We start from the raw sequence: 18,140 nt of genomic DNA on the forward strand, positions 1-18,140 counted from the left end.
AGCGACTCCTCAGAACAGCTTGAGGGCCTCGGCGATCATCCGGTGGCCCTGTTGCTCGAACGGTTCGTCACCGACCTGGTGAGCCCACACTGCGGTTCCGATGGCCTCATGCACGGCGAACATCCGCCACTGCCCGGGTGTTCGGGGATCACCGCCGTACCCGGCGAAGAAAGCGTCCTCCAGTTGCGGATGCTGTCGCCACTGTTGAGCCGCCAGTCGGCAGAAGTCACTGATCGCGGGACGCCAGGAAAAGCGCCCGAAGTCGATGGCCTTGACCGTGCCTGCGTCGATGACCCAATTCCGCGGCTGCCAGTCACCGTGGGTGGGCACCACCGCGACGGGTCTGGTTCGGTGAGAGTTCAGCACGGTGCGTAGACCGGCAGAGGTCTGCGGCGCGATGCGATGCGGCTTGTCGAGCCAAGCGAGCGATTTCGCCACCGCGGCGGGCTCCCAACCGGGGTCCACACGTTCGCCTTGATCATGAAATGTGCGCGCCAACTGCCCGGCCTGCCGGTGGGTGTCGATCGTGAGTTCGGCGGCCGACCCCTCCACGAGGTGGCCGTCGAGGAAACTGACCACGAGAAGCCCCGCCGCCCGGTCTTGATGGAGCAGGCGGGCGGCGTGCCCGCTGCGCGCCAGGCACTCGGTGTAGCCCTCGAAGGCAGTGATCTCGCGGCCGAGGTGGTGATCCAGTGGGCCGGCCGCCTTGATGACGACTCGCCCCCGACTGGAATCGGCGTCGAGAACCACCGTGTCCACCAGGTTCCAGCTCATATCGCGGCGGACCTGCACGCCCGGCAACCAACGTTCCAGCAGGGCGGCCTGTTGATCGCTGAGTCGCCCACCATGCCAAGACCGCACTCGCGTCACGCTATACGCATGCCCCGGCGAAACCGCCGGGTCGCTGGGCGCACCGACCACGATCGACGCGCAATCGGGATAGTTCTCACGTATCAAATATGCTGGCACACAAAGAATTCACGAATATTCTTGATAGTGTCCAAGAAACGGGCCACACTCGAGTGGATGGCTGACGTCCCAGGCTCCACGTCGTTGTTGCGGGCGGCCGGACTCCGTGTGACCCGGCCCCGGCTGGTCGTGATGGACGCCGTCGAGATGAATGCACACGCCGATACCGACACGATCTTCACCGCCGCGCGACGGCAACTCCCCGATATCTCCCGCCAGACCGTGTACGACATCCTGAACGCACTGACGGCGGTCGGTTTGGCTCGTCGCATCCAGCCTGCCGGGGCCACCGCCCGCTATGAATCCCGCGTCGGTGACAACCACCACCATGTGGTGTGTCGGTCCTGCGGCGTCATCGCCGACGTCGATTGTGCCGTCGGCGGGGCGCCGTGCCTGACTGCTTCCGATGACCTGGGTTTCGATATCGACGAGGCGGAGGTCATCTACTGGGGTCTGTGCCCCGACTGTGTGAAATCGGGGACCACCTGACTGATCCGACTTCCTGATCCGACCATTGTGCAGCCCGTATGAAACCGACGAAAGGCGAGAAGATGACCGACACCTCCGATGCCCGGCCCCCGCACTCCGACACCAAGACAGACAGCGGGAGTGAATCCGAGAACCCGGCCATCGACTCACCGCACCCCAAGTCACATGCGCCGCTGACCAATAAGGACTGGTGGCCGGAGCAGGTCGATGTGTCGGTGCTGCACCGCCAGTCCTCGAAGGGCAACCCGTTCGGCGAGTCCTCGAACTACGCCGAAGAGTTCAAGAAGCTCGACGTCGAGGCCCTCAAGGCCGACATGCTTGCGCTGATGACGTCATCGCAGGACTGGTGGCCTGCGGATTACGGCAGCTACGCCGGTCTGTTCATCCGGATGAGCTGGCACGCCGCCGGTACCTACCGGATCCACGACGGGCGCGGCGGCGGCGGCCAGGGCGCGCAGCGCTTCGCCCCGCTGAACAGCTGGCCCGACAACGCGAACCTCGACAAGGCGCGGCGGCTGCTGTGGCCCATCAAACGCAAGTACGGCAACAAGCTGTCGTGGGCGGACCTGATTGTCTACGCAGGCAACGTCGCCCTCGAGTCTGCGGGCTTCGAGACATTCGGTTTCGCTTTCGGGCGCGAAGACATCTGGGAACCCGAGGAGATCCTGTACGGCCAGGAGGACACCTGGCTGGGTACCGACAAGCGCTACGGCGGAGCCAACGACAGCGACAAACGCGAGCTGGCTGAGCCGTTCGGCGCCACCACCATGGGGCTGATCTACGTCAATCCTGAAGGGCCCGAGGGGAAGCCGGATCCGCTGGCCGCTGCGCACGATATCCGTGAAACCTTCGGTCGGATGGCGATGAACGACGAGGAGACCGCAGCGCTCATCGTCGGTGGTCACACGCTCGGCAAGACGCACGGTGCCAGCGCCGACGATGTGGGTCCCGAACCCGAAGGAGCGCCGATCGAGCAGCAGGGTCTGGGCTGGAAGTGCCCGTTCGGCACCGGCAACGCCGGTGACACCATCACCAGCGGCCTGGAGGTGGTGTGGACCGGTACACCGACGCAGTGGAGCAACGGTTATCTGGAGATCCTCTACGGCAACGAGTGGGAGCTGACCAAGAGCCCGGGCGGGGCCTGGCAGTTCGAAGCCAAGGACGCAGCGGCGACCATCCCGGATCCGTTCGGCGGACCACCGCGGAAACCGACCATGCTGGTCACCGACGTGTCGATGCGGGTGGACCCGATCTACGGGCAGATCACCCGGCGCTGGCTCGATCACCCGGAAGAGATGAACGCGGCGTTCGCCAAGGCCTGGTACAAGCTGCTGCACCGCGATATGGGACCGGTGAGCCGCTACCTGGGCCCGTGGGTGGCCGAGCCACAGCTCTGGCAGGATCCGGTACCGGCGGTCGACCACCCCCTCATCGACGACGCCGATATCGCGGCGCTGAAGAGTAAGGTCCTCGAATCCGGGCTGTCGGTCCCGCAATTGGTGAAAACGGCGTGGGCATCGGCATCCAGCTTCCGCGGCACCGACAAGCGCGGTGGAGCCAACGGCGCCCGGATCCGTCTGGAACCGCAGCGCAACTGGGAAGCCAACGAGCCTTCGGAACTGGACAAGGTGCTACCGGTGCTGGAGAAGGTCCAGCAGGACTTCAACGTTTCCGCCGCCGGAGGTAAGAAGGTCTCGCTGGCCGATCTGATCGTGCTTGCCGGATCGGCTGCGATCGAGAAAGCAGCCAAGGACGGCGGTTTCGACGTCACGGTGCACTTCGTACCCGGGCGCACCGATGCCAGCCAGCAGGATACCGACGTGGAGTCGTTCGCGGTGCTGGAAACGCGCGCGGACGGTTTCCGTAACTATGTGCGGCCAGGCGAGAAGACGGCGCTGGAACAACTTCTGGTCGACAAGGCGTACTTCCTGGACCTCACGGCACCCGAGTTGACGGTGCTGGTGGGCGGGCTGCGTGCCATCGGCGCCAACCACGGCGGCACCAAGCACGGCGTGTTCACCGATCGGCCCGGTGCGCTGACGAATGATTTCTTCGTCAATCTGCTTGATATGGGCACGGATTGGAAGGGGTCGGAGTCAGCCGAGAACGTCTACACCGGGTACGACCGCGGCACCGGCGAGGTGAAGTGGACGGCCACGGCCAATGACCTGGTGTTCGGCTCGAATTCGGTGCTGCGCGCTCTGGCCGAGGTCTACGCGCAGGATGACAACAAGGGCAAGTTCGTCGAGGACTTCGTCGCCGCATGGGTCAAGGTCATGCACAACGACCGATTCGATCTGGACTGATCTACCCACATCGAAAGGGGCGGGATCCTCGGATCCCGCCCCTTTCGCTATGACTATCTAGGGCGTACCGACGCAGACCGATCCGACGCACGCGCCGGCACCGTCGGGACCGGCGCCCGCGCCCGCTCCGGGAACACCGACGGAAGCGCCGCCGGGACCGGCTTCCGCGCCCGCTCCGGGAACACCGGCAGATGCGCCGCCGGGACCGGCTTCCGCGCCCGCTCCGGGAACGCCCGCGGTAGCTCCGCCCGGGCCTGCCCCTGCACTGGCGCCGGGTGCGGTGGCCGTCGCGCCACCGGGCCCGGCGTCGGCACCCGGAGCCGGGGCGGATGACGACGGCGCAAGCGTGGTGGTGGCCGCGCCGGTGGAGGGAGTGGTCGTCATCGTCGACTCTGTTGTCGAGGTCTCGGTCGAGGTTCCGCTGTCGGAACTGCAGGCGGTGAGCCCGCCCGCCAGTACTGCGCCCGCCACTGCGGCCGCGAGGGGTAGACGACGGACAATCTGAACGACGGTCATATGTGACTCGATTCTGCTAGTACGGCTGCCGAACAGTGCGAACACTGCTCTGCGGGAACGACCCCGATGTGTTACCCGCTTTCAATGCGGGTTAAGCACGGAATCCCGCCGTAGAGTTTCGGTGCGGGGGAGGAACGCGATGTCGACGCAGTCAGCGGTGGTGTGCGGGGCAAGCATGAGCGGCCTGTTGGCTGCTCGAGTAATGGCCGAAACGTGCGACTCGGTGACGGTGATCGAGCGCGACAAGCTTCCCGACCAGGTCTCGCAACGGCCCGGAGTGCAACAGGGCCTGCACCTCCACATGCTGCTCAGCTCTGGCCTCAGAGCGCTCGAGGATCTCCTGCCGGGCGTCAGTGAGGAACTGCGGTCAAAGGGCGCGCCGGTTCTCGATTCCCGCGACCTGTCGCAGGCTTACCTTGACATCAACGGGCGCGTTCTGTGCAGGCGCGGGACCGTGGCTGATCCCGATGCCATAAGGGTCGTCCTGGCAAGCAGACCACTGCTGGAATCTGTTGTCCGTGAGCGGGTTCGCTCGTTGTCGAACGTGACGTTCCTAGACGGTCATGACGTGATCGAACCGACGCTGAGTGGGCGCACGGTGACGGGAGTAAAGGTCGGTAGCCGCTGCACAAAGCGTACGTTCGAGGTGCCGGCCGATGTCGTCGTCGACTCGTCGGGCCGATCGGCCCGGACACCGGCATTCCTGGAGGCTCACGGGTTCGGTCGGCCGGTCGAACAGACCTACCGCGTGCAGCTCAGCTACACCAGCCAGCTTTTTCGAGTCCCCGGCGGATTGCTCCACGAAAAGGCCGCCGTCATCAGCCCGACCTTGCAGCGTCCCACCGGCGCCGGAATGCTCGCGAACGAGGATGGCACCGTGATCTTCACGCTGATCGGTACCGGAGGGCAGCGGCTCCCGGCCGATCTGCCTTCCGTCCTCGAGGGCGCGGCCCGGCTCCTGCCACGGCATATCAGCTCGGTGCTCAAGGCGGCAGAGCCACTCGGCGAACTTCACCACCGTCGGTACCAGGCCAGCGTGTGGCGGCGCTACGACAAGCTGACATCCTTTCCCGTCGGACTTCTGGTCACCGGTGACGCGGTGTGCAGTTTCAACCCGGTCTACGGGCAGGGCATGACCTCTGCGGCGCAGCAAGCCCTCGCGCTGCGAAAGGCCTTCGCCGACAATGATATTCCCGATCTGAGCAGAGCATTCTTCCGCAAAGCCGCCCGCCGGATCGCGCCGGTCTGGCATGCCAACCGGCTCAACGATTTTGCCGTCACGCCGGCAACCGGATGGACGATGTGGCCGCAGCGGGCGTTCAACACCTACACGACGGCCTACATGGCCGCGGCCTCCGACGACGCCGGGCTCACCGAGGCGTTTCTCCGGGTCCTACAGGGCATGGACTCAGGGTTCACGCTCGCCTCTCCCGTGCGTGCGGCGCGCGTCATTGCGCATTCGGTCCGGCGGCGATGAGTTCCGGCCGTTCCGCGGGTCCAACCACCATGGGAAAGAAGCTCTCGCGAAGCGGTCACCTACCGATCAACGGTCTGGATCTGTACTACGAGGTGCACGGCGACCTCGCTGCCCCCGGGATTCCGTTGCTGCTCATCCCGGGCGCGTTCATGGCCACCGACTCGATGCCGGACTGGGTGGACGCCTTTGCAAAAACCCGCACCGTCATCGTGTTCGACCAGCAGGGGCACGGCCGTACCCCGGACACCGCCCGAGCCATGTCCTATGAGCAGTTCGGGGACGATGCCGCCGAGCTGTTGCGTGCGCTCGGGGTGGCACGAGCGGATGTGATGGGCTACTCACAGGGCGGTGGCGCTGCCATGCAACTTGCCATCAGGAATCCCACCCTCGTGAGCAAGTTGGTGGCCATGTCGGCGACGTTTAACCGCGACGGCTGGCATCCGTCGGTGGCCGAAGCCATCGCGGCTATGCGTGCCGCCGACTTCGCCGGCACGCCCGTGCACACCGCGTTCACCGCACACACCTCTGCGCCGGGTGCCTTCGATGCCTACCTGGAGAAGATGAAGGCACTCAACATCGCGGATCAGCAGATCGGCGAGGAGCAGGTGCGAGCCATCGCTGCCAGGACGATGGTGATCGTCGGTGACGCGGACTCGGTGATTCTGGAGCACGCGCTGACCTTGTTCAGGCTGCGCGGGGGAGTGGACGACGACGCGGCCAAAACGGGACTATTGCAGAGTGTTCCGCAGGCGCGCCTGGTGGTGTTGCCGGCCACATCGCATATAGGCCTCGCCGGGCAAGCTGATGTGTTGGTGCCGTTGGTGACCGCGTTCCTTGACGACGTGCCGCCGGTGGCACCCGATCTTTTCTGATCGGGATCACTGCGGCCGGTTGTCCAGGATCACCTTGCCGACGGTGCGCTTGGATTCCAGCAGCTGGTGCGCGCGAGCGGCTTCGGTCAGGGGAATGACGGTGTCCACGACGACACGGACTGCCCCGGAGGCGAACAAAGGAAGGACATCGCGGGTCACGCCGCTGATGATCTCGGCTTTCTGGTGCAGCGGGCGCGCCCGCAGCATGGTCGCAGACACGGTGGCGCGTTTGGACATCAGGTAGCCGATGTCCAACTGCGTGGACCCGGTGGTGCCGCCGATGATCACCAGATGTCCGTCGGGTGCCAAGCATTCGAGGTTGCGCCCCAGGTAGTCCGCTCCCACGACGTCGAGGATGCTGTCGACGCCGCGCCCGCCGGTGGCTTCCAGGGTGGCGGCGACGAAATCCTCTGAGCGGTAGTTGATCGCGGTCTGAGCGCCGAGACTCAGGCCTGCCTGCACCTTGGCGTCACTGCCGGCGGTGGTGATGACGTGGGCGCCGATCGCGACGGCCCATTGGATCGCGAAGGTGCCGATACCGCCGCCCGCGCCGTGGATCAGCACGGTGTGACTCTTCCCGAGTCCGGCGATCATGGCGAGGTTGGAGTAGACGGTGGCGGCCACCTCAGGGATCGCGGCCGCTTCGATCATGTTGACACCCTGGGGGATCGGCATCACCTGGGCCGCGGGCACGGCGACTTCGTCGGCGTAGCCGCCGCCGTCGAGCAGCGCGCACACATCATCTCCCGGTGACCAGGCCGCGACATCTGCTCCGACGGCGGTGATCGTTCCGGAGCACTCCAGCCCCAGCGGGCGCGGCGCCCACGACGGCACCGGATAGTGCCCACGGCGCTGTAGCAGGTCGGCGTTGTTGATCCCCGCCGCCGCAACTCTGATCACCACCTCGTGGGGCCGGGGCTGCAAGCGCTCGACCTCCCGCCACTGCAGCACGTCCGGCTCACCTGGGTGATCGAACAAGATCGCGCCGTTCATCGCGCGGCTGCCCAGCGGGCGATGCTCTGTGCGTACAGCGGTGTCTCGACGCGGCAGTGCCGCCCAGACGCCTCCTGCCGCGCATCGGCTGCCTCGCTGAAGGTCTGGCCGTTCTCGGCGATGAACTTCAGAAACGCCTCGGTGGGATGGGAGGTCACGGTGTTGGTGTAGCGGCACCGGTCACCGTCGAGCTGCTCCATGCGAAGCTCCCAGATCACCTGGGTGGTTGTCCACCCGGCGGGGGTGAGAATGTCTGACAACGACACCATCTTGCAGTAGTGGGTTTCAGCGACCTCGAATCGGTACTGCTGGATGACCAGCCCGGTGCCGATCATCTCGATGTTGATCGACATGGGTGTGCCGTCGTCGTCGACCGTATATCCCGCAGCCTTGTGATCGCCAGGCGCGCAGCGCTGATACTCATGTGTGGGAAGGGTTTTCAACCATTGGGCGATATCCACACGCTCGAACGGCGCCTCCACGTCGGCGGTGATCGCTGCGTGCGAGAGCACCAGTTCGTCGCGCACTGCCTTGCTCATGTTCTGCTCCTGTCATCGATGGGGAGGCTTACACCACACAGCATGTCCGGGTGACCGCGGTGTGGACAATGACGCTGGCGTGACCTCATCGGGTAGTGCTAGCCGCCACCGGCTTCGATCTGCTCGCGCAGGATGTCGGCGTGTCCGGCATGCCTGGCGAACTCCTCGATCATGGCCAGCAGTGTCCACCGCATACTGAGTTCACCCTCGACGGGATTGACCTTGGTGTCATCGAGGTCGAACCGTGCCGCAATCGTGCGGGACAGCCGGCTGGACCGCTCGAATTCGGCGATCACACCGGCGAGCGACTCGTGCGCGCCGACGTCGAAGGTGCCCTCGTCACGCTCGGCGTATCCGTCACACTCCGCAGCGTCCAGGCCGGCCCAAAAGCGTTGGAACCAGATGCGTTCGGCGGCCGCCGCATGCTTGATCAACGAGATGGGCGTGGTCAGCGACGCGACGAGCCGGCGCCGGGCGTCTGACTCGGAGAGCCCGCGCACGGCGTCGATGAGGGCCGATCGGTTGCGATCCAGGGTGTTCTCGATGATCAGTCGCTCGGTGCCGCTCCTGATGATGTTGACAGACATCGGCTTTCTCCGTTCTGGTGAGATGAGTGAAGGCACGACAGGTCCCGTCCCGTCAGGGGAAAGAGTCGAGGGAGGGAGATAGGGATTGTGGGCCTACACCGATCGGGGGCCGCGCCTGAGATCAGTATGTCCCACCCGCCCGGTTCTGCGCCAGGGGCATGAAAACAAGTGGGCAATCCGCCGCGAGGCGTGCCACCCTTCCACGATGACGCAGACGATGTATGTGTTTCTGTGGGCACACCCCGGAATGGAGCAGGCGCTCAGCGACTACGAGGACGCGGTGCTTCGACTGGTCACCGAGCACGGCGGAAGCGTCGTCCACCGCGCGTGGACAGATGGCGCCGAGGGCCGGCCGTTGGAGATCCAGCTGTTCGAGTGGGCATCGGCGGCAGCGATGGACCGATACATGGCGGACCCGCGTCGCACCGCGCTGTCGGACGATCGGGAACGGGCGATCGCCCGCACCGAGATCGTCCCCGTGTACACCTGCCTACCATCGACCTATGAGCGAGCGGCCGCAGACAACAGCTGATGGTCACCATGTGGTCATCGACGGGAGGCGCTGGCGCGCGACGGATCCGTCGATACCTGAGAAACGCCGGACCGAGCTGGTGCGGATATTGATGGCGTGGCGCCGAGAGGTGCGCAGGACGAAGGGGACGCCGGAGGAGCCGGCGGCCCGCGCCGGCGTACAGGCCGCCAAGGTCGCCCTGGGGGAGCGGGGCCAACCGCCGTGGTGGGAGCAGACCGACGAGCAGCGCCGAACACGTTGGCAGGAGCCGCTTTCCGAGCCGAATTGATGTCGCGACGCACCAGATGGGGCGCGGACGGTTCAGGTCAGCGGCGGTAGTCCCGCAGTGCGGCAGCGTCGAGTCTCTGGTAGGCCGCCCACATATCGCGCCCCAGGGCTCGGACGCCTTCGGCGTTGTAATGACGATCGGCCAGACTGTTGATCGAATCCCTGTTGCCGGGCACAAATGCCGTCCGCGGCAGGCGATTCGGGGTGTCCTGGTGCACGGCGTCGATCACCGTATAGTCCTTGCCGCTGAGCTCCATCTCCTCGGGCACCATGCCGCCGAGGATGATCGGAGTCTCGGCCCCATAGCGGGCGCGAAGATCGCCGAACAGGGCGTCGAGCTTGCGCTGGTAGTCCGGCCCAGTCGTCAAGGGCACATCGGATTCCCCCTGGTGCCACAACACGACAGCAACGGTGCTTCCCGGATGTTGTGCCAGGGCAGCGTCGATCGAACGGACCGCCTCACGGTAGAGATTGCGTCGGGTCTTGGTGTCCTCGATGTCCCAGGTGTACCCGTTCTTCGGATGAAACGAGGTGTCGCCGCGGGCGCAGGGCACCAGCAGAACCGAGCGATTGGTCGCCTCGGTCAGCGCCTTGCCGAACGTCACGCCGAAACCGACACGCCGCGAGGGTGTCTCGTGCACCAGCGGATCCGCGCCGAGGATGACGGTGTTCTTCGACGGGCCACTGTTGGCCCACTGGTGCACATTCGGGTGCGGTTTGTCGGCCCCCTCCCGATCCAATGGCAGGCCCATCCCGAACGCGTTGGACTGCCCGAGGATCGGCACCACCAGGTACGGCTCGCTCGGTGGCGCCACTGGGACGCCCTTCGGTGCGATCCGGCGTTTGATGAAGCACTTCAGTTCGAAGGCCGCCCGCTTCCACAGCGGGGCGTCGCCATCAGGATTGCGGGGCGTGCGCATGGCCAGGACAGTACAACCGCCCCGACCGGCACACATCTGAACCCGGGAGGTATGCGCGGTGCGGCTTGTTGACACCCGTCGAGTGCCACGTACGATCTGTTGACTACAAGCGTTGTCAAAATCAGCTCAAAGGGGAGCAGCGATGACTGTAGGTGTCCCGAGCAGGCATCCTGCCGGACCTCGTCCGGTGCCGGGGATGATCAAGCTCTTGGCCACCGGCCTGGGTATACGCAGGCCAGGCCCGGGGCAATGGCATCGACTCGGGGAGCGGCTCACCGTCGGTGACGAGCCCATGGATCGACTGCTGGACTGGATGGTGGTCACCGGCCTGCCGCAGACCCGTCCGCTGTTCGACCGGGCACTGGTCGAAGGCATCGCGAATGTGCCGGAAGCGCCGCAGCCGCTGCGGGACTTCTTCTCCTCGGTGGAGACTCTGCCGGACTGGGTCGATCCCGGGCTGATCCGGCGCGGGCAGCGCGCCATGCGGCGGGGCGGTGCCGACGGCATGTATATCGCGCGCGATGTGTCCTTGCTGGGCGGTTACCAGTTCTCCGGCTTCAACAAGACCCTGCTGCGCACCGGAGCGCTGGAGAAGGGCTCCAACAAGCGCTTCGCCGAGACCATGCAATGGGCGATGGACGTCATCGCCGAAGACGGCCTCGAACCACTGGGGGTCGGTTATCGGTCCACGATCCGGGTGCGGCTCATTCACGCCTTCGTGCGCAGGCATGTCGGTGCGATGCCGGACTGGCACCCCGACGACTGGGGCGTGCCGGTCAACCAGACTGATATGGCGGCCACCTTGATCGGTGCCCTCATTGCTCCGCCGGCGGCCAGCCTCGGAATGGGAATCCTCACCGCGCCTGATGATCTGGATGCTGTGGCTCACCTGACGCGCTATGTCGGGTGGCTCATCGGTGTCGAGGATGAGTGGTTGCCGCACAGCTTCCGCGACGGCATCAGGGTGCTTTACCACACCTTGACCGCGCTCTCGGCGCCGGATGAGTCCACGCGGCAACTGGCCGCACCGATGGCCGACGATCCGCTGGCCTGGCATTTCGACAGCCTTCCCGCGCTGCGCCGGCAGCTGGCGCGGGCCCAGCACCTCTCGGTGACGAGCGCCTTCCTGGGACCCCGCGCGATGCGGATGCTGGGACTGCCGACCTTCGTGCTGCCGTGGTATCCGCTGCTCAAGTTGCCGGTCAATGTCGTGCGCAGTGCGGTCGACCTGACGCTGCCCGGCGGTATGGACCGGGCTGCGCGTCGCGGTCAACGCGAGCAGGCGGAGTTGCTTCGCACCATGATCGGCGGAAGCGAGGTCGCCATCGGGGATTCGGCAGCGCACGTGAGCAGGGTCGTGGCCTGAGATCCGTCATTGTTTAGCGACGCGGCCATGTTGGGCACCCCGCGGGTATGAGCAACGAAGCAAAGGTCACCGTCGAACGAACCATCACCGCCCCGTCGATGCGGTGTTCGACATCCTGTCCAACCCGAGCGGCATCCAGTGCTCGACGGGTCCGGGTTTGTCCGCAGTGTCGACCATGCCGATCGGATTCAGAAGGTCGGCGAGGTGTTCACGATGAACATGCAGGGCGACCATATGGGCGGGGAATACAAGACCGACAACCACGTCACCGGGTATGCGAAGGACAAGCTGCTGGCCTGGAAGACGGCGCCCGCGGGTACTGAGCCTCCCGGCTGGGAATGGCTGTGGGAGCTGGAAGCGCACGGCCCGGGCGAGACGCTGGTCCGTCATACCTATGACTGGTCCAAGGTCACCGACAAGAAGCTGCTCGAAAAGGTCAAGTTCCCGCTCGTCACCGAGGACCAATTGGACGACACGCTGTCCAGGCTCGCCGCCGAGGCGACGTCCTGAGCCACCAGGCTGGACGTTGCGTCAACGAGGTACGTGCGTGGGTGCGCTGAGGCGACGAACCGGCCCGGTCAGCCGCGCCCGGTCTTTTGTTGCAGCTCCTCGATGAGGTCGGAGGCTTGCGCTTTCGTCACGTCCTCGGGAACCTCCGCGCCCGCCTCCTGGGCAAGCGTGTGCAAATAGCTGCGTTGCGGGCCGGTCATCGGCTCATCGCCGGTGACCCACTGCGATGTATCCTTCTCGGCGTTTTCGTTGGGCGCTTGTGTGGTGTCATCATTCATGACCAGATAAATGCCCGTAGCACGTATGTTCGAAACCTCGGGTTCAGCCGAGGATCGGGAATCGGCGTTTGCGGGCCAGATCGTCCAGGGCGCGCTGCATCACCGTTCGGACGTGGTCATCCACCTCGTCGATGTCAGGGTCATCCCCGAACTGCTCGGTCACATCGATCGGGGCGAGCACGCGCATCACAATCTTGGACGGCAGCGGAATGTTCGCGGGCAGCACGGTGGTCAGGCCGAAGGGCAGGCCGAAGGTGAGCGGAAGGGCGTTGAACCGGATCCGGTGCAGTCCGAGGCGCCGCGCCAGACCGTCGCCGCGGGCCAGGAACCACTGGGTTTCCTGGCCGCCGATCGACACCATCGGCACGATCGGCACACCCGACTGGATGGCGGTCCGGACGTAGCCGGTACGCCCCTCGAAGTCGATGACATTGGCTGATTCCGACGGACGGAATGCGTCGTAATCGCCGCCCGGGAATACGAGGACCACCGCATCGGAGCGCAACGCCGCCGCCGCGTTGTCCGGTGTGGCCTCGATGGCGCCGGCCTGCGACAGGGCCGAGCCCCACGGCCCCAGCAACACCCCGTAGTGCGCCAAGATGTGCAGCGGCCGGTCATAGCCGAATGTGTTGTAGAAGGCCGGCGCAAAGATCAGCACGTCGGGTGTGAGCACGCCGCCGGAGTGATTGGAGACGATCAACGCCCCGCCGAGGGCGGGCACATTCGCGAGATCCTTGACCTCCGCCCGAAAGTAGCGGGCCACGATCGGCCCGATCGCATTGCTGATCCGGCGTGCTACGGATGGATCCCACTTGGCGATTTCATTGTGTGTTCCGCCCATTCCACTCCCTGACTGCGTCGGGCCGGAGTTGTGATCCAGCGCACAGAGCGGATGCCCTTTCTTGCGTGGGTTCAATCGTCGGTGAAGATCTCGCGGATGGTGCCCACAAAGCGCTCGCCGACACGTTGGTGAACCTGCGGGCCGGGATGCACGTTGTCGGCGAGAGGAAGCTCGGAGAAGTCGTCGGGCCCATACAACGTCAATCCGTCGAGGTAGCGAAGGTGTGGGTCGACAGTGGAGCGTTGTTCGACGATGGCCGCCAGTTCGTGACGGATGACGCTCAGCGTGAGCTTGCCCGCCCTGGTCTCTGCCGGATCTCCGGTGGCGACAAATGTCATTGTGCCGCTGCTGAAATCGGGAGCCAGCGGTCCGGGGGTGTCTTCGTGGATGGGGCAGTAGAGCGCGGAGACGACGACGATCGGAGTTGTCGGGTGACCGTCGCGGATGGTGTCGAGAAAGCCGTGTACGGAGGGCCCGAACGCGCGAAGGCGCATCAGATCGGCGTTGACGACGTTGATGCCGATCTTGATGCTGATCAGATCGGCCGGAATGTCGCGCATCGTGCGTGCGGTGAAAGGATCCAGCAGGGCCGAGCCACCCATACCGAGGTTGATCAGTTCCACGCCGGCGCCGGCAGCCGCCAGCGCGGGCCAGGTGCCGGTGGGGTGAAGTGCGTTGGAGCCGTGGCTGATGGAGCTGCCGTGATGTAGCCAGATGGGCCGGGTGATCGGGCAGCTTTCCAGCTGCTGGTCGCTGCGAAGTGCGATCAGTTCGGTGGTTTCGTTGTGCGGCAACCAGATCTCGACGGTCTTGTGGCGATCAGGAAGATCGGCGAAGCGAATCGTGCCGGGTGCACCGGGCAGGAGTTCCTCGGTGCCGCTCGCGGCGTCCTTCATCAGCACGTTGCCGCCGGTCAGGCTCGCCTGCGCGGCGAGTCGGCCGTCGATCAGCAAGTCGTAGACGCCGTCGGGCCGCATCGGCATCCCCCGATAGGCCGCACGGGTGCGCAGCGCATCCAGTTCGATCATCGTGGACAGGGTGCGAAACACCAATCGGCAACCGGCGGGCTGGGATTCGGCCATTGCCAGCTGAGCATCCGCGCATTGCGCTCGTGCCCAGCCAGGCAACCGATGCGGAAGCAGGCCGTGCGCCGTCGGTTCCAGTTCGCGCGCACCGCGCACGATGTCCATGGAGATCGGGGTGGTAACCGGCATGGCCGTAGGGCTCCGTTCAGTAGTTCGGTACTGGCATCAGTTGCTGATCGAACGAAGACTGTACGTTCGGACCGGACCTGCCGTGGTTGCTCGGCACTGTGAGAACAGCGGCCTGGACATCGCTTCGTTCAAGAGGACCTCGACCGCGCCGTTGTCGGCCGCCAACACAACCCGGACGACTCCGTCAGCACTGTCGACGGTGACGGGATTCAGTGCTTCGATCCGGTCGTCGCCATAGGCTTCGCGGGCGAAGTGTTGCGCAGCCTGCACAGCGTGGGGGACAGAGGTTCTGCCGCGCAGGTATCGGTCGTCGAGTCTGCCGTCGAAGTACAGCCGGAGGAATTCGGCGGCGTCGGTGCTGTCGGCGCGGCCGTAGCACAGGCCCTCCGGCAGGATCAGCATCGTCGCGGCAAACCGATCCCCACCCAGATGCGAACACTCCCAGACTATCTCGGGATACGACGCGGCGATGGCGGCTGCTGCTGCCCGCCCCCGCACAGCGCAGCACTGGTCGTGCTTGCCGTGCGCGCAGACAGCCACGAGCGGATCTTCCGATCGGACACCGTCGCCGCCGCCGAGGTCGAGGTCCAGGTACTCACGTGCCTCACCGACCTCGCCGTGAAAGAGGGCATGCTGTTGTCCCACCGTGGAATTCGCCACGAACCACCGCCATCGCGGGCTCGACGACCGCCGTCCGTGCCGCCGGATCGCGGCGATGCGCATCCCCGCCGACTCGGCGCGCCGCACGATCGACCGTCCCAGAGTCGGGTCGATACAACTCGGCGACTGCAGGAACGCCGACGGGCCCCAGCCGCCTTCGAGTTCGAGCAACAGCCAGGACGATCCGGCCGACGCCGTGCCGTACATCGGCTCGTCACGAGCCAGGGACTCAACGCTGCACGGCGGGCGTTTCTCCGGCGTCACCAGCTCAGCCTAGGGGTGGGCCCGGTCGGCAGGGCAGGGCACCAGCACACCTTCTCGGAGCAGCCGCCGAATCAGCACTGCGCCATCGGCGCTGTCCAGACCGGGTAACGCCGCTGCGTCGGCGGTCCTGCCGGTGATGAGTTCCCGTAACGCACCGGAGCACACCACCGGGAAACGGATGGTCTTGTCCGCCAAGCTCAGGGCCACCCGGCCATCGCGTTCCTCCGAGATGGTGGCGGTCAGGCCGCGACGCCACCGCACATGCATGGTGTCGGCCTGCTCAGCGGCACGCATCATCGCCAGCGGGCGGACCGCTTCGGCTCTGGTTCGCGATCCGTGCCGGGTGATCAACCGCTCGGCGGCAGCAGTGCTCAGCACTTCTGCGTTGTCGCGGAGATGGCCGGCGATCTGCGCGATGACTTTGGCTGTAGTTGCCGCGACACCGTCTTTGTCGACCGGATTGATGCCCAAGGGGAGTGGGGCCCGGAACTCTTCGACGGCGCCGAGCTGGTCGAGTACGGCGCGCGCGATATCCACCGCCGTCGTCGCCTCCACACCGATCGTCAGGTGGATGGAGGTCGTGTCCAGCGTCTGCGCCGCATGCACCCACCCACGTGGTAGATAGAGCGCGTCGCCCTGCGACAGCTCGGCGTCGATGACCGGCTCGCCGGTGACGCGCTCAGCGATCTGGTCGCGATGGTCGGTCCACGACTGCGATGGCAGCGGATGAACGTGCACCGGTTCATGCACGATCCAGCGTTTGGTTCCAGATACCTGCAGGACGAACACGTCGTGCACATCGTAGTGGAAGTCGAAGCCCCGATTGCCTGGTGGCGTGATGTACGCATTCGCCTGAACCGGATGACCGATGTCGTCGACGGCATGACCGACGAAGTCGATGAGTGGCGGCCAAAGCCGGTGCAGCCCTTGCAGAACGACGGTGGCGCCCGACCCGAGCCGGCTGAGCACCTTCGCCGAGTCGACCTGGTCGGCGATTTCCGCACCGAAGCCGGCAGGCCCGAGGTAGGAGTCCTTGGACAGGACGTGCCCTTCCTTGGCCAGCCGGATGAAAGGCGCGCGCACCCCGCGCTCTGCAATGAGCTCGTCGACCGTGTCGGGCGACAACAGATCGCAGAAGTCGCGGGGTAGCGCAGCCGAGCGGCTCAGCAGTGGCTTTTGACCCCAGTACTCGGTGGCGAAGACATCAGTGTCGATGCCTATACAACGGCTGAGCACCACGGACTCTCAGGCGGTGCCGTCGGCGCCGCCGTCGTGGCCTTCGGGGTTGCTTCCGCCGTCGGCGGGGCCTTCGCCACCGGCGGTGCCGTCAGCGCCACCGTCGTGACCTTCGGGGTTGCTTCCGCCGTCGGCGGGGCCTTCGCCACCGGCGGTGCCGTCAGCGCCACCGTCATGGCCCTCGGGGTTGCTTCCGCCGTCGGCCGTTCCTTCGCCGCCGGCTGCCGGCGAGGTGCTGATGTCATTGTCGTCGAGCGCCATGTGAGTCTCTTTCCGATGTGATCCCCATGGGGATTGCTTTCGCTTCCGCGTCGCGTCAGCGTGCGCAGGCTGTGCGCGTCGACGGTGTGCCCCGCCTGGGGGCACCCGAAACCCCAGGGTTGGCTTACCTGCTCACCCGTTGTCCCGCCAGGTGAGCACCTCTTTCAGAGACGTGAGGTCGTAACCGTTGTCGGCGGTGAGTTCGGTCTGAAATAAGCTCACTCCTGCCTCGCGGAAGGCATCGGCGCCCTCGGCGTTCGCCCAGAGCGTCGAGCGCTCGATATCGGCGCCGTTGCGGCCGAACGTTTCTGCCAGCTCATCGACGCGGTCGCTGGACCTACGGAAGGCGTCGAGGTCGGCGAACGCGTGCCAGATGTCGGCGTGCCGGGCGACGGCGGGCAGCGAACGCTTGGGCCCGGTGCCCCCGATGAGGATGGGTAGCTTGCGCACGGGCGGCGGAATCAGCGCAGCGAGCCGGCTTTCGATGCGAATCAAGCTCTCGTCGAACAGATCGAACCGGGAGCCAAAGGTGCCGAAGTCGTAACCGTAGGTGGTGTAATCCTTTTCGTACCATCCCGCGCCCAGGCCGAGGATGAGCCGACCGCCGCTGATGTGGTCGACGGTGCGCGCCATGTCGGCGAGCAGGTCGGCGTTGCGGTACCCGACGCCGGTGACAAGCAACCCGATCTCGGCGTGTGAGGTGATCTCGCCCCACGACGCGAGTGCGGTCCAACCTTCGAAGTTGGCGACGTCGGGTTGCTCGTCGTACATGACCGGCTTGCCGTCGACGAGGGCCTTCATCGCCGGGAGGTGGAAGTGGTCGTAGCCGAAGATCACGTCAACACCGAGGTCGTCGGCGGCCAGGACGGCGTCGCGCCAGGTGCGGTAGTCGGGCGTGCCGCCGGGCTGGATCTGTACGGCGACGCGGACGGGACGGGTCATGGATGCTCCTGAGTCGGGGAAGGGGCGACCCTTGAGCCAAGTTCACCGGGCGCGGGGTTTATTCCGGCGGAGGGCGCCGAGCGGTTCAACCGAAACTTGAC

The 18,140-nt window shown here is 65.8% G+C and carries 20 protein-coding genes and 1 pseudogene; 8 read left to right on the top strand and 13 right to left on the bottom strand.

The features are described 5' to 3' along the window. Positions 1–9: 9 nt before the first annotated feature. Positions 10–861: a phosphotransferase gene (locus EXE63_RS29055; protein WP_234904312.1), complete on the bottom strand. Its 852-nt coding sequence runs from the start codon at positions 859–861 to the stop codon at positions 10–12. A 165-nt stretch (positions 862–1,026) separates the two neighbouring features. On the opposite strand from EXE63_RS29055, the gene EXE63_RS29060 reads away from it, so the two are divergent. After that, positions 1,027–1,458 (top strand): Fur family transcriptional regulator, encoded by a 432-nt coding sequence (locus tag EXE63_RS29060; protein WP_168144813.1) that lies wholly within the window; start codon positions 1,027–1,029, stop codon positions 1,456–1,458. A gap of 62 nt (positions 1,459–1,520) precedes the next feature. Beyond that, positions 1,521–3,764: a catalase/peroxidase HPI gene (gene katG / locus EXE63_RS29065; RefSeq protein WP_168145835.1), complete on the top strand. Its 2,244-nt coding sequence runs from the start codon at positions 1,521–1,523 to the stop codon at positions 3,762–3,764. A gap of 57 nt (positions 3,765–3,821) precedes the next feature. Here katG and EXE63_RS32560 read toward each other — a convergent pair whose 3' ends face one another. Beyond that, complete coding sequence (locus tag EXE63_RS32560; RefSeq protein WP_210000095.1) at positions 3,822–4,148, bottom strand: hypothetical protein; 327 nt, start codon at positions 4,146–4,148, stop codon at positions 3,822–3,824. Between the two features lie 307 nt (positions 4,149–4,455). Between EXE63_RS32560 and EXE63_RS29075 the strand changes: the two genes are divergently transcribed. Beyond that, positions 4,456–5,757, top strand: a complete 1,302-nt coding sequence (locus EXE63_RS29075; protein ID WP_168144814.1) for an FAD-dependent oxidoreductase — start codon at positions 4,456–4,458, stop codon at positions 5,755–5,757. A gap of 29 nt (positions 5,758–5,786) precedes the next feature. Next, positions 5,787–6,629, top strand: a complete 843-nt coding sequence (locus EXE63_RS29080) for an alpha/beta fold hydrolase (RefSeq protein WP_168144815.1) — start codon at positions 5,787–5,789, stop codon at positions 6,627–6,629. 6 nt (positions 6,630–6,635) lie between these two features. On the opposite strand, the gene EXE63_RS29085 is transcribed toward EXE63_RS29080, so the two are convergent. From EXE63_RS29085 to EXE63_RS29095, 3 genes are all read right to left on the bottom strand, one after another. Next, positions 6,636–7,622, bottom strand: a complete 987-nt coding sequence (locus tag EXE63_RS29085; RefSeq protein WP_168144816.1) for an NAD(P)H-quinone oxidoreductase — start codon at positions 7,620–7,622, stop codon at positions 6,636–6,638. Next, a complete protein-coding gene (locus EXE63_RS29090) occupies positions 7,619–8,161 on the bottom strand; it encodes a hypothetical protein (RefSeq protein WP_168144817.1) in 543 nt (180 codons plus the stop codon). Before EXE63_RS29090 ends, EXE63_RS29085 begins: the two co-directional genes overlap by 4 nt. 98 nt (positions 8,162–8,259) lie before the next feature. Further along, a complete protein-coding gene (locus tag EXE63_RS29095) occupies positions 8,260–8,748 on the bottom strand; it encodes a DinB family protein (protein ID WP_168144818.1) in 489 nt (162 codons plus the stop codon). A gap of 205 nt (positions 8,749–8,953) precedes the next feature. On the opposite strand from EXE63_RS29095, the gene EXE63_RS29100 reads away from it, so the two are divergent. After that, entirely contained in the window at positions 8,954–9,280 is a 327-nt protein-coding gene (locus tag EXE63_RS29100; protein ID WP_168144819.1) for a hypothetical protein, read from the top strand. Continuing rightward, complete coding sequence (locus tag EXE63_RS29105; protein ID WP_168144820.1) at positions 9,252–9,548, top strand: hypothetical protein; 297 nt, start codon at positions 9,252–9,254, stop codon at positions 9,546–9,548. The genes EXE63_RS29100 and EXE63_RS29105 overlap by 29 nt, the downstream gene beginning before the upstream one ends. Positions 9,549–9,585: 37 nt before the next feature. Here EXE63_RS29105 and EXE63_RS29110 read toward each other — a convergent pair whose 3' ends face one another. After that, positions 9,586–10,467, bottom strand: coding sequence for a sialate O-acetylesterase (locus EXE63_RS29110; protein ID WP_168144821.1), 882 nt, complete (start codon positions 10,465–10,467; stop codon positions 9,586–9,588). Between the two features lie 142 nt (positions 10,468–10,609). On the opposite strand from EXE63_RS29110, the gene EXE63_RS29115 reads away from it, so the two are divergent. Together EXE63_RS29115 and EXE63_RS29120 are read left to right on the top strand one after the other, a co-directional pair. Beyond that, a complete protein-coding gene (locus tag EXE63_RS29115) occupies positions 10,610–11,833 on the top strand; it encodes an oxygenase MpaB family protein (protein WP_168144822.1) in 1,224 nt (407 codons plus the stop codon). A 47-nt stretch (positions 11,834–11,880) separates the two neighbouring features. Next, positions 11,881–12,343 (top strand): annotated as a pseudogene (locus tag EXE63_RS29120) (SRPBCC family protein). Between the two features lie 68 nt (positions 12,344–12,411). Here the strand turns inward: EXE63_RS29120 and EXE63_RS29125 are convergent. From EXE63_RS29125 to EXE63_RS29155, 7 genes are all read right to left on the bottom strand, one after another. Further along, a complete protein-coding gene (locus EXE63_RS29125) occupies positions 12,412–12,621 on the bottom strand; it encodes a DUF3072 domain-containing protein (protein WP_168144823.1) in 210 nt (69 codons plus the stop codon). Positions 12,622–12,664: 43 nt separating this feature from the next. After that, positions 12,665–13,462: a lysophospholipid acyltransferase family protein gene (locus EXE63_RS29130; RefSeq protein ID WP_168144824.1), complete on the bottom strand. Its 798-nt coding sequence runs from the start codon at positions 13,460–13,462 to the stop codon at positions 12,665–12,667. Between the two features lie 71 nt (positions 13,463–13,533). After that, positions 13,534–14,676, bottom strand: a complete 1,143-nt coding sequence (locus EXE63_RS29135) for an SGNH/GDSL hydrolase family protein (protein WP_168144825.1) — start codon at positions 14,674–14,676, stop codon at positions 13,534–13,536. 36 nt (positions 14,677–14,712) lie between these two features. Further along, on the bottom strand, positions 14,713–15,600 hold the full coding sequence (locus EXE63_RS29140) for a ferredoxin family protein (RefSeq protein ID WP_168144826.1): 888 nt from the start codon (positions 15,598–15,600) through the stop codon (positions 14,713–14,715). 9 nt (positions 15,601–15,609) lie between these two features. After that, complete coding sequence (locus EXE63_RS29145) at positions 15,610–16,836, bottom strand: cupin domain-containing protein (RefSeq protein ID WP_168145836.1); 1,227 nt, start codon at positions 16,834–16,836, stop codon at positions 15,610–15,612. Positions 16,837–16,845: 9 nt separating this feature from the next. Next, positions 16,846–17,097: a BatC protein gene (locus tag EXE63_RS29150; RefSeq protein WP_168144827.1), complete on the bottom strand. Its 252-nt coding sequence runs from the start codon at positions 17,095–17,097 to the stop codon at positions 16,846–16,848. A gap of 132 nt (positions 17,098–17,229) precedes the next feature. Next, positions 17,230–18,039 (bottom strand): LLM class F420-dependent oxidoreductase, encoded by an 810-nt coding sequence (locus tag EXE63_RS29155; protein WP_168144828.1) that lies wholly within the window; start codon positions 18,037–18,039, stop codon positions 17,230–17,232. Positions 18,040–18,140: the final 101 nt, after the last annotated feature.

The sequence above is a fragment of the Mycolicibacterium frederiksbergense genome (genome assembly GCF_012223425.1).
GTDB lineage: Bacteria > Actinomycetota > Actinomycetes > Mycobacteriales > Mycobacteriaceae > Mycobacterium > Mycobacterium frederiksbergense.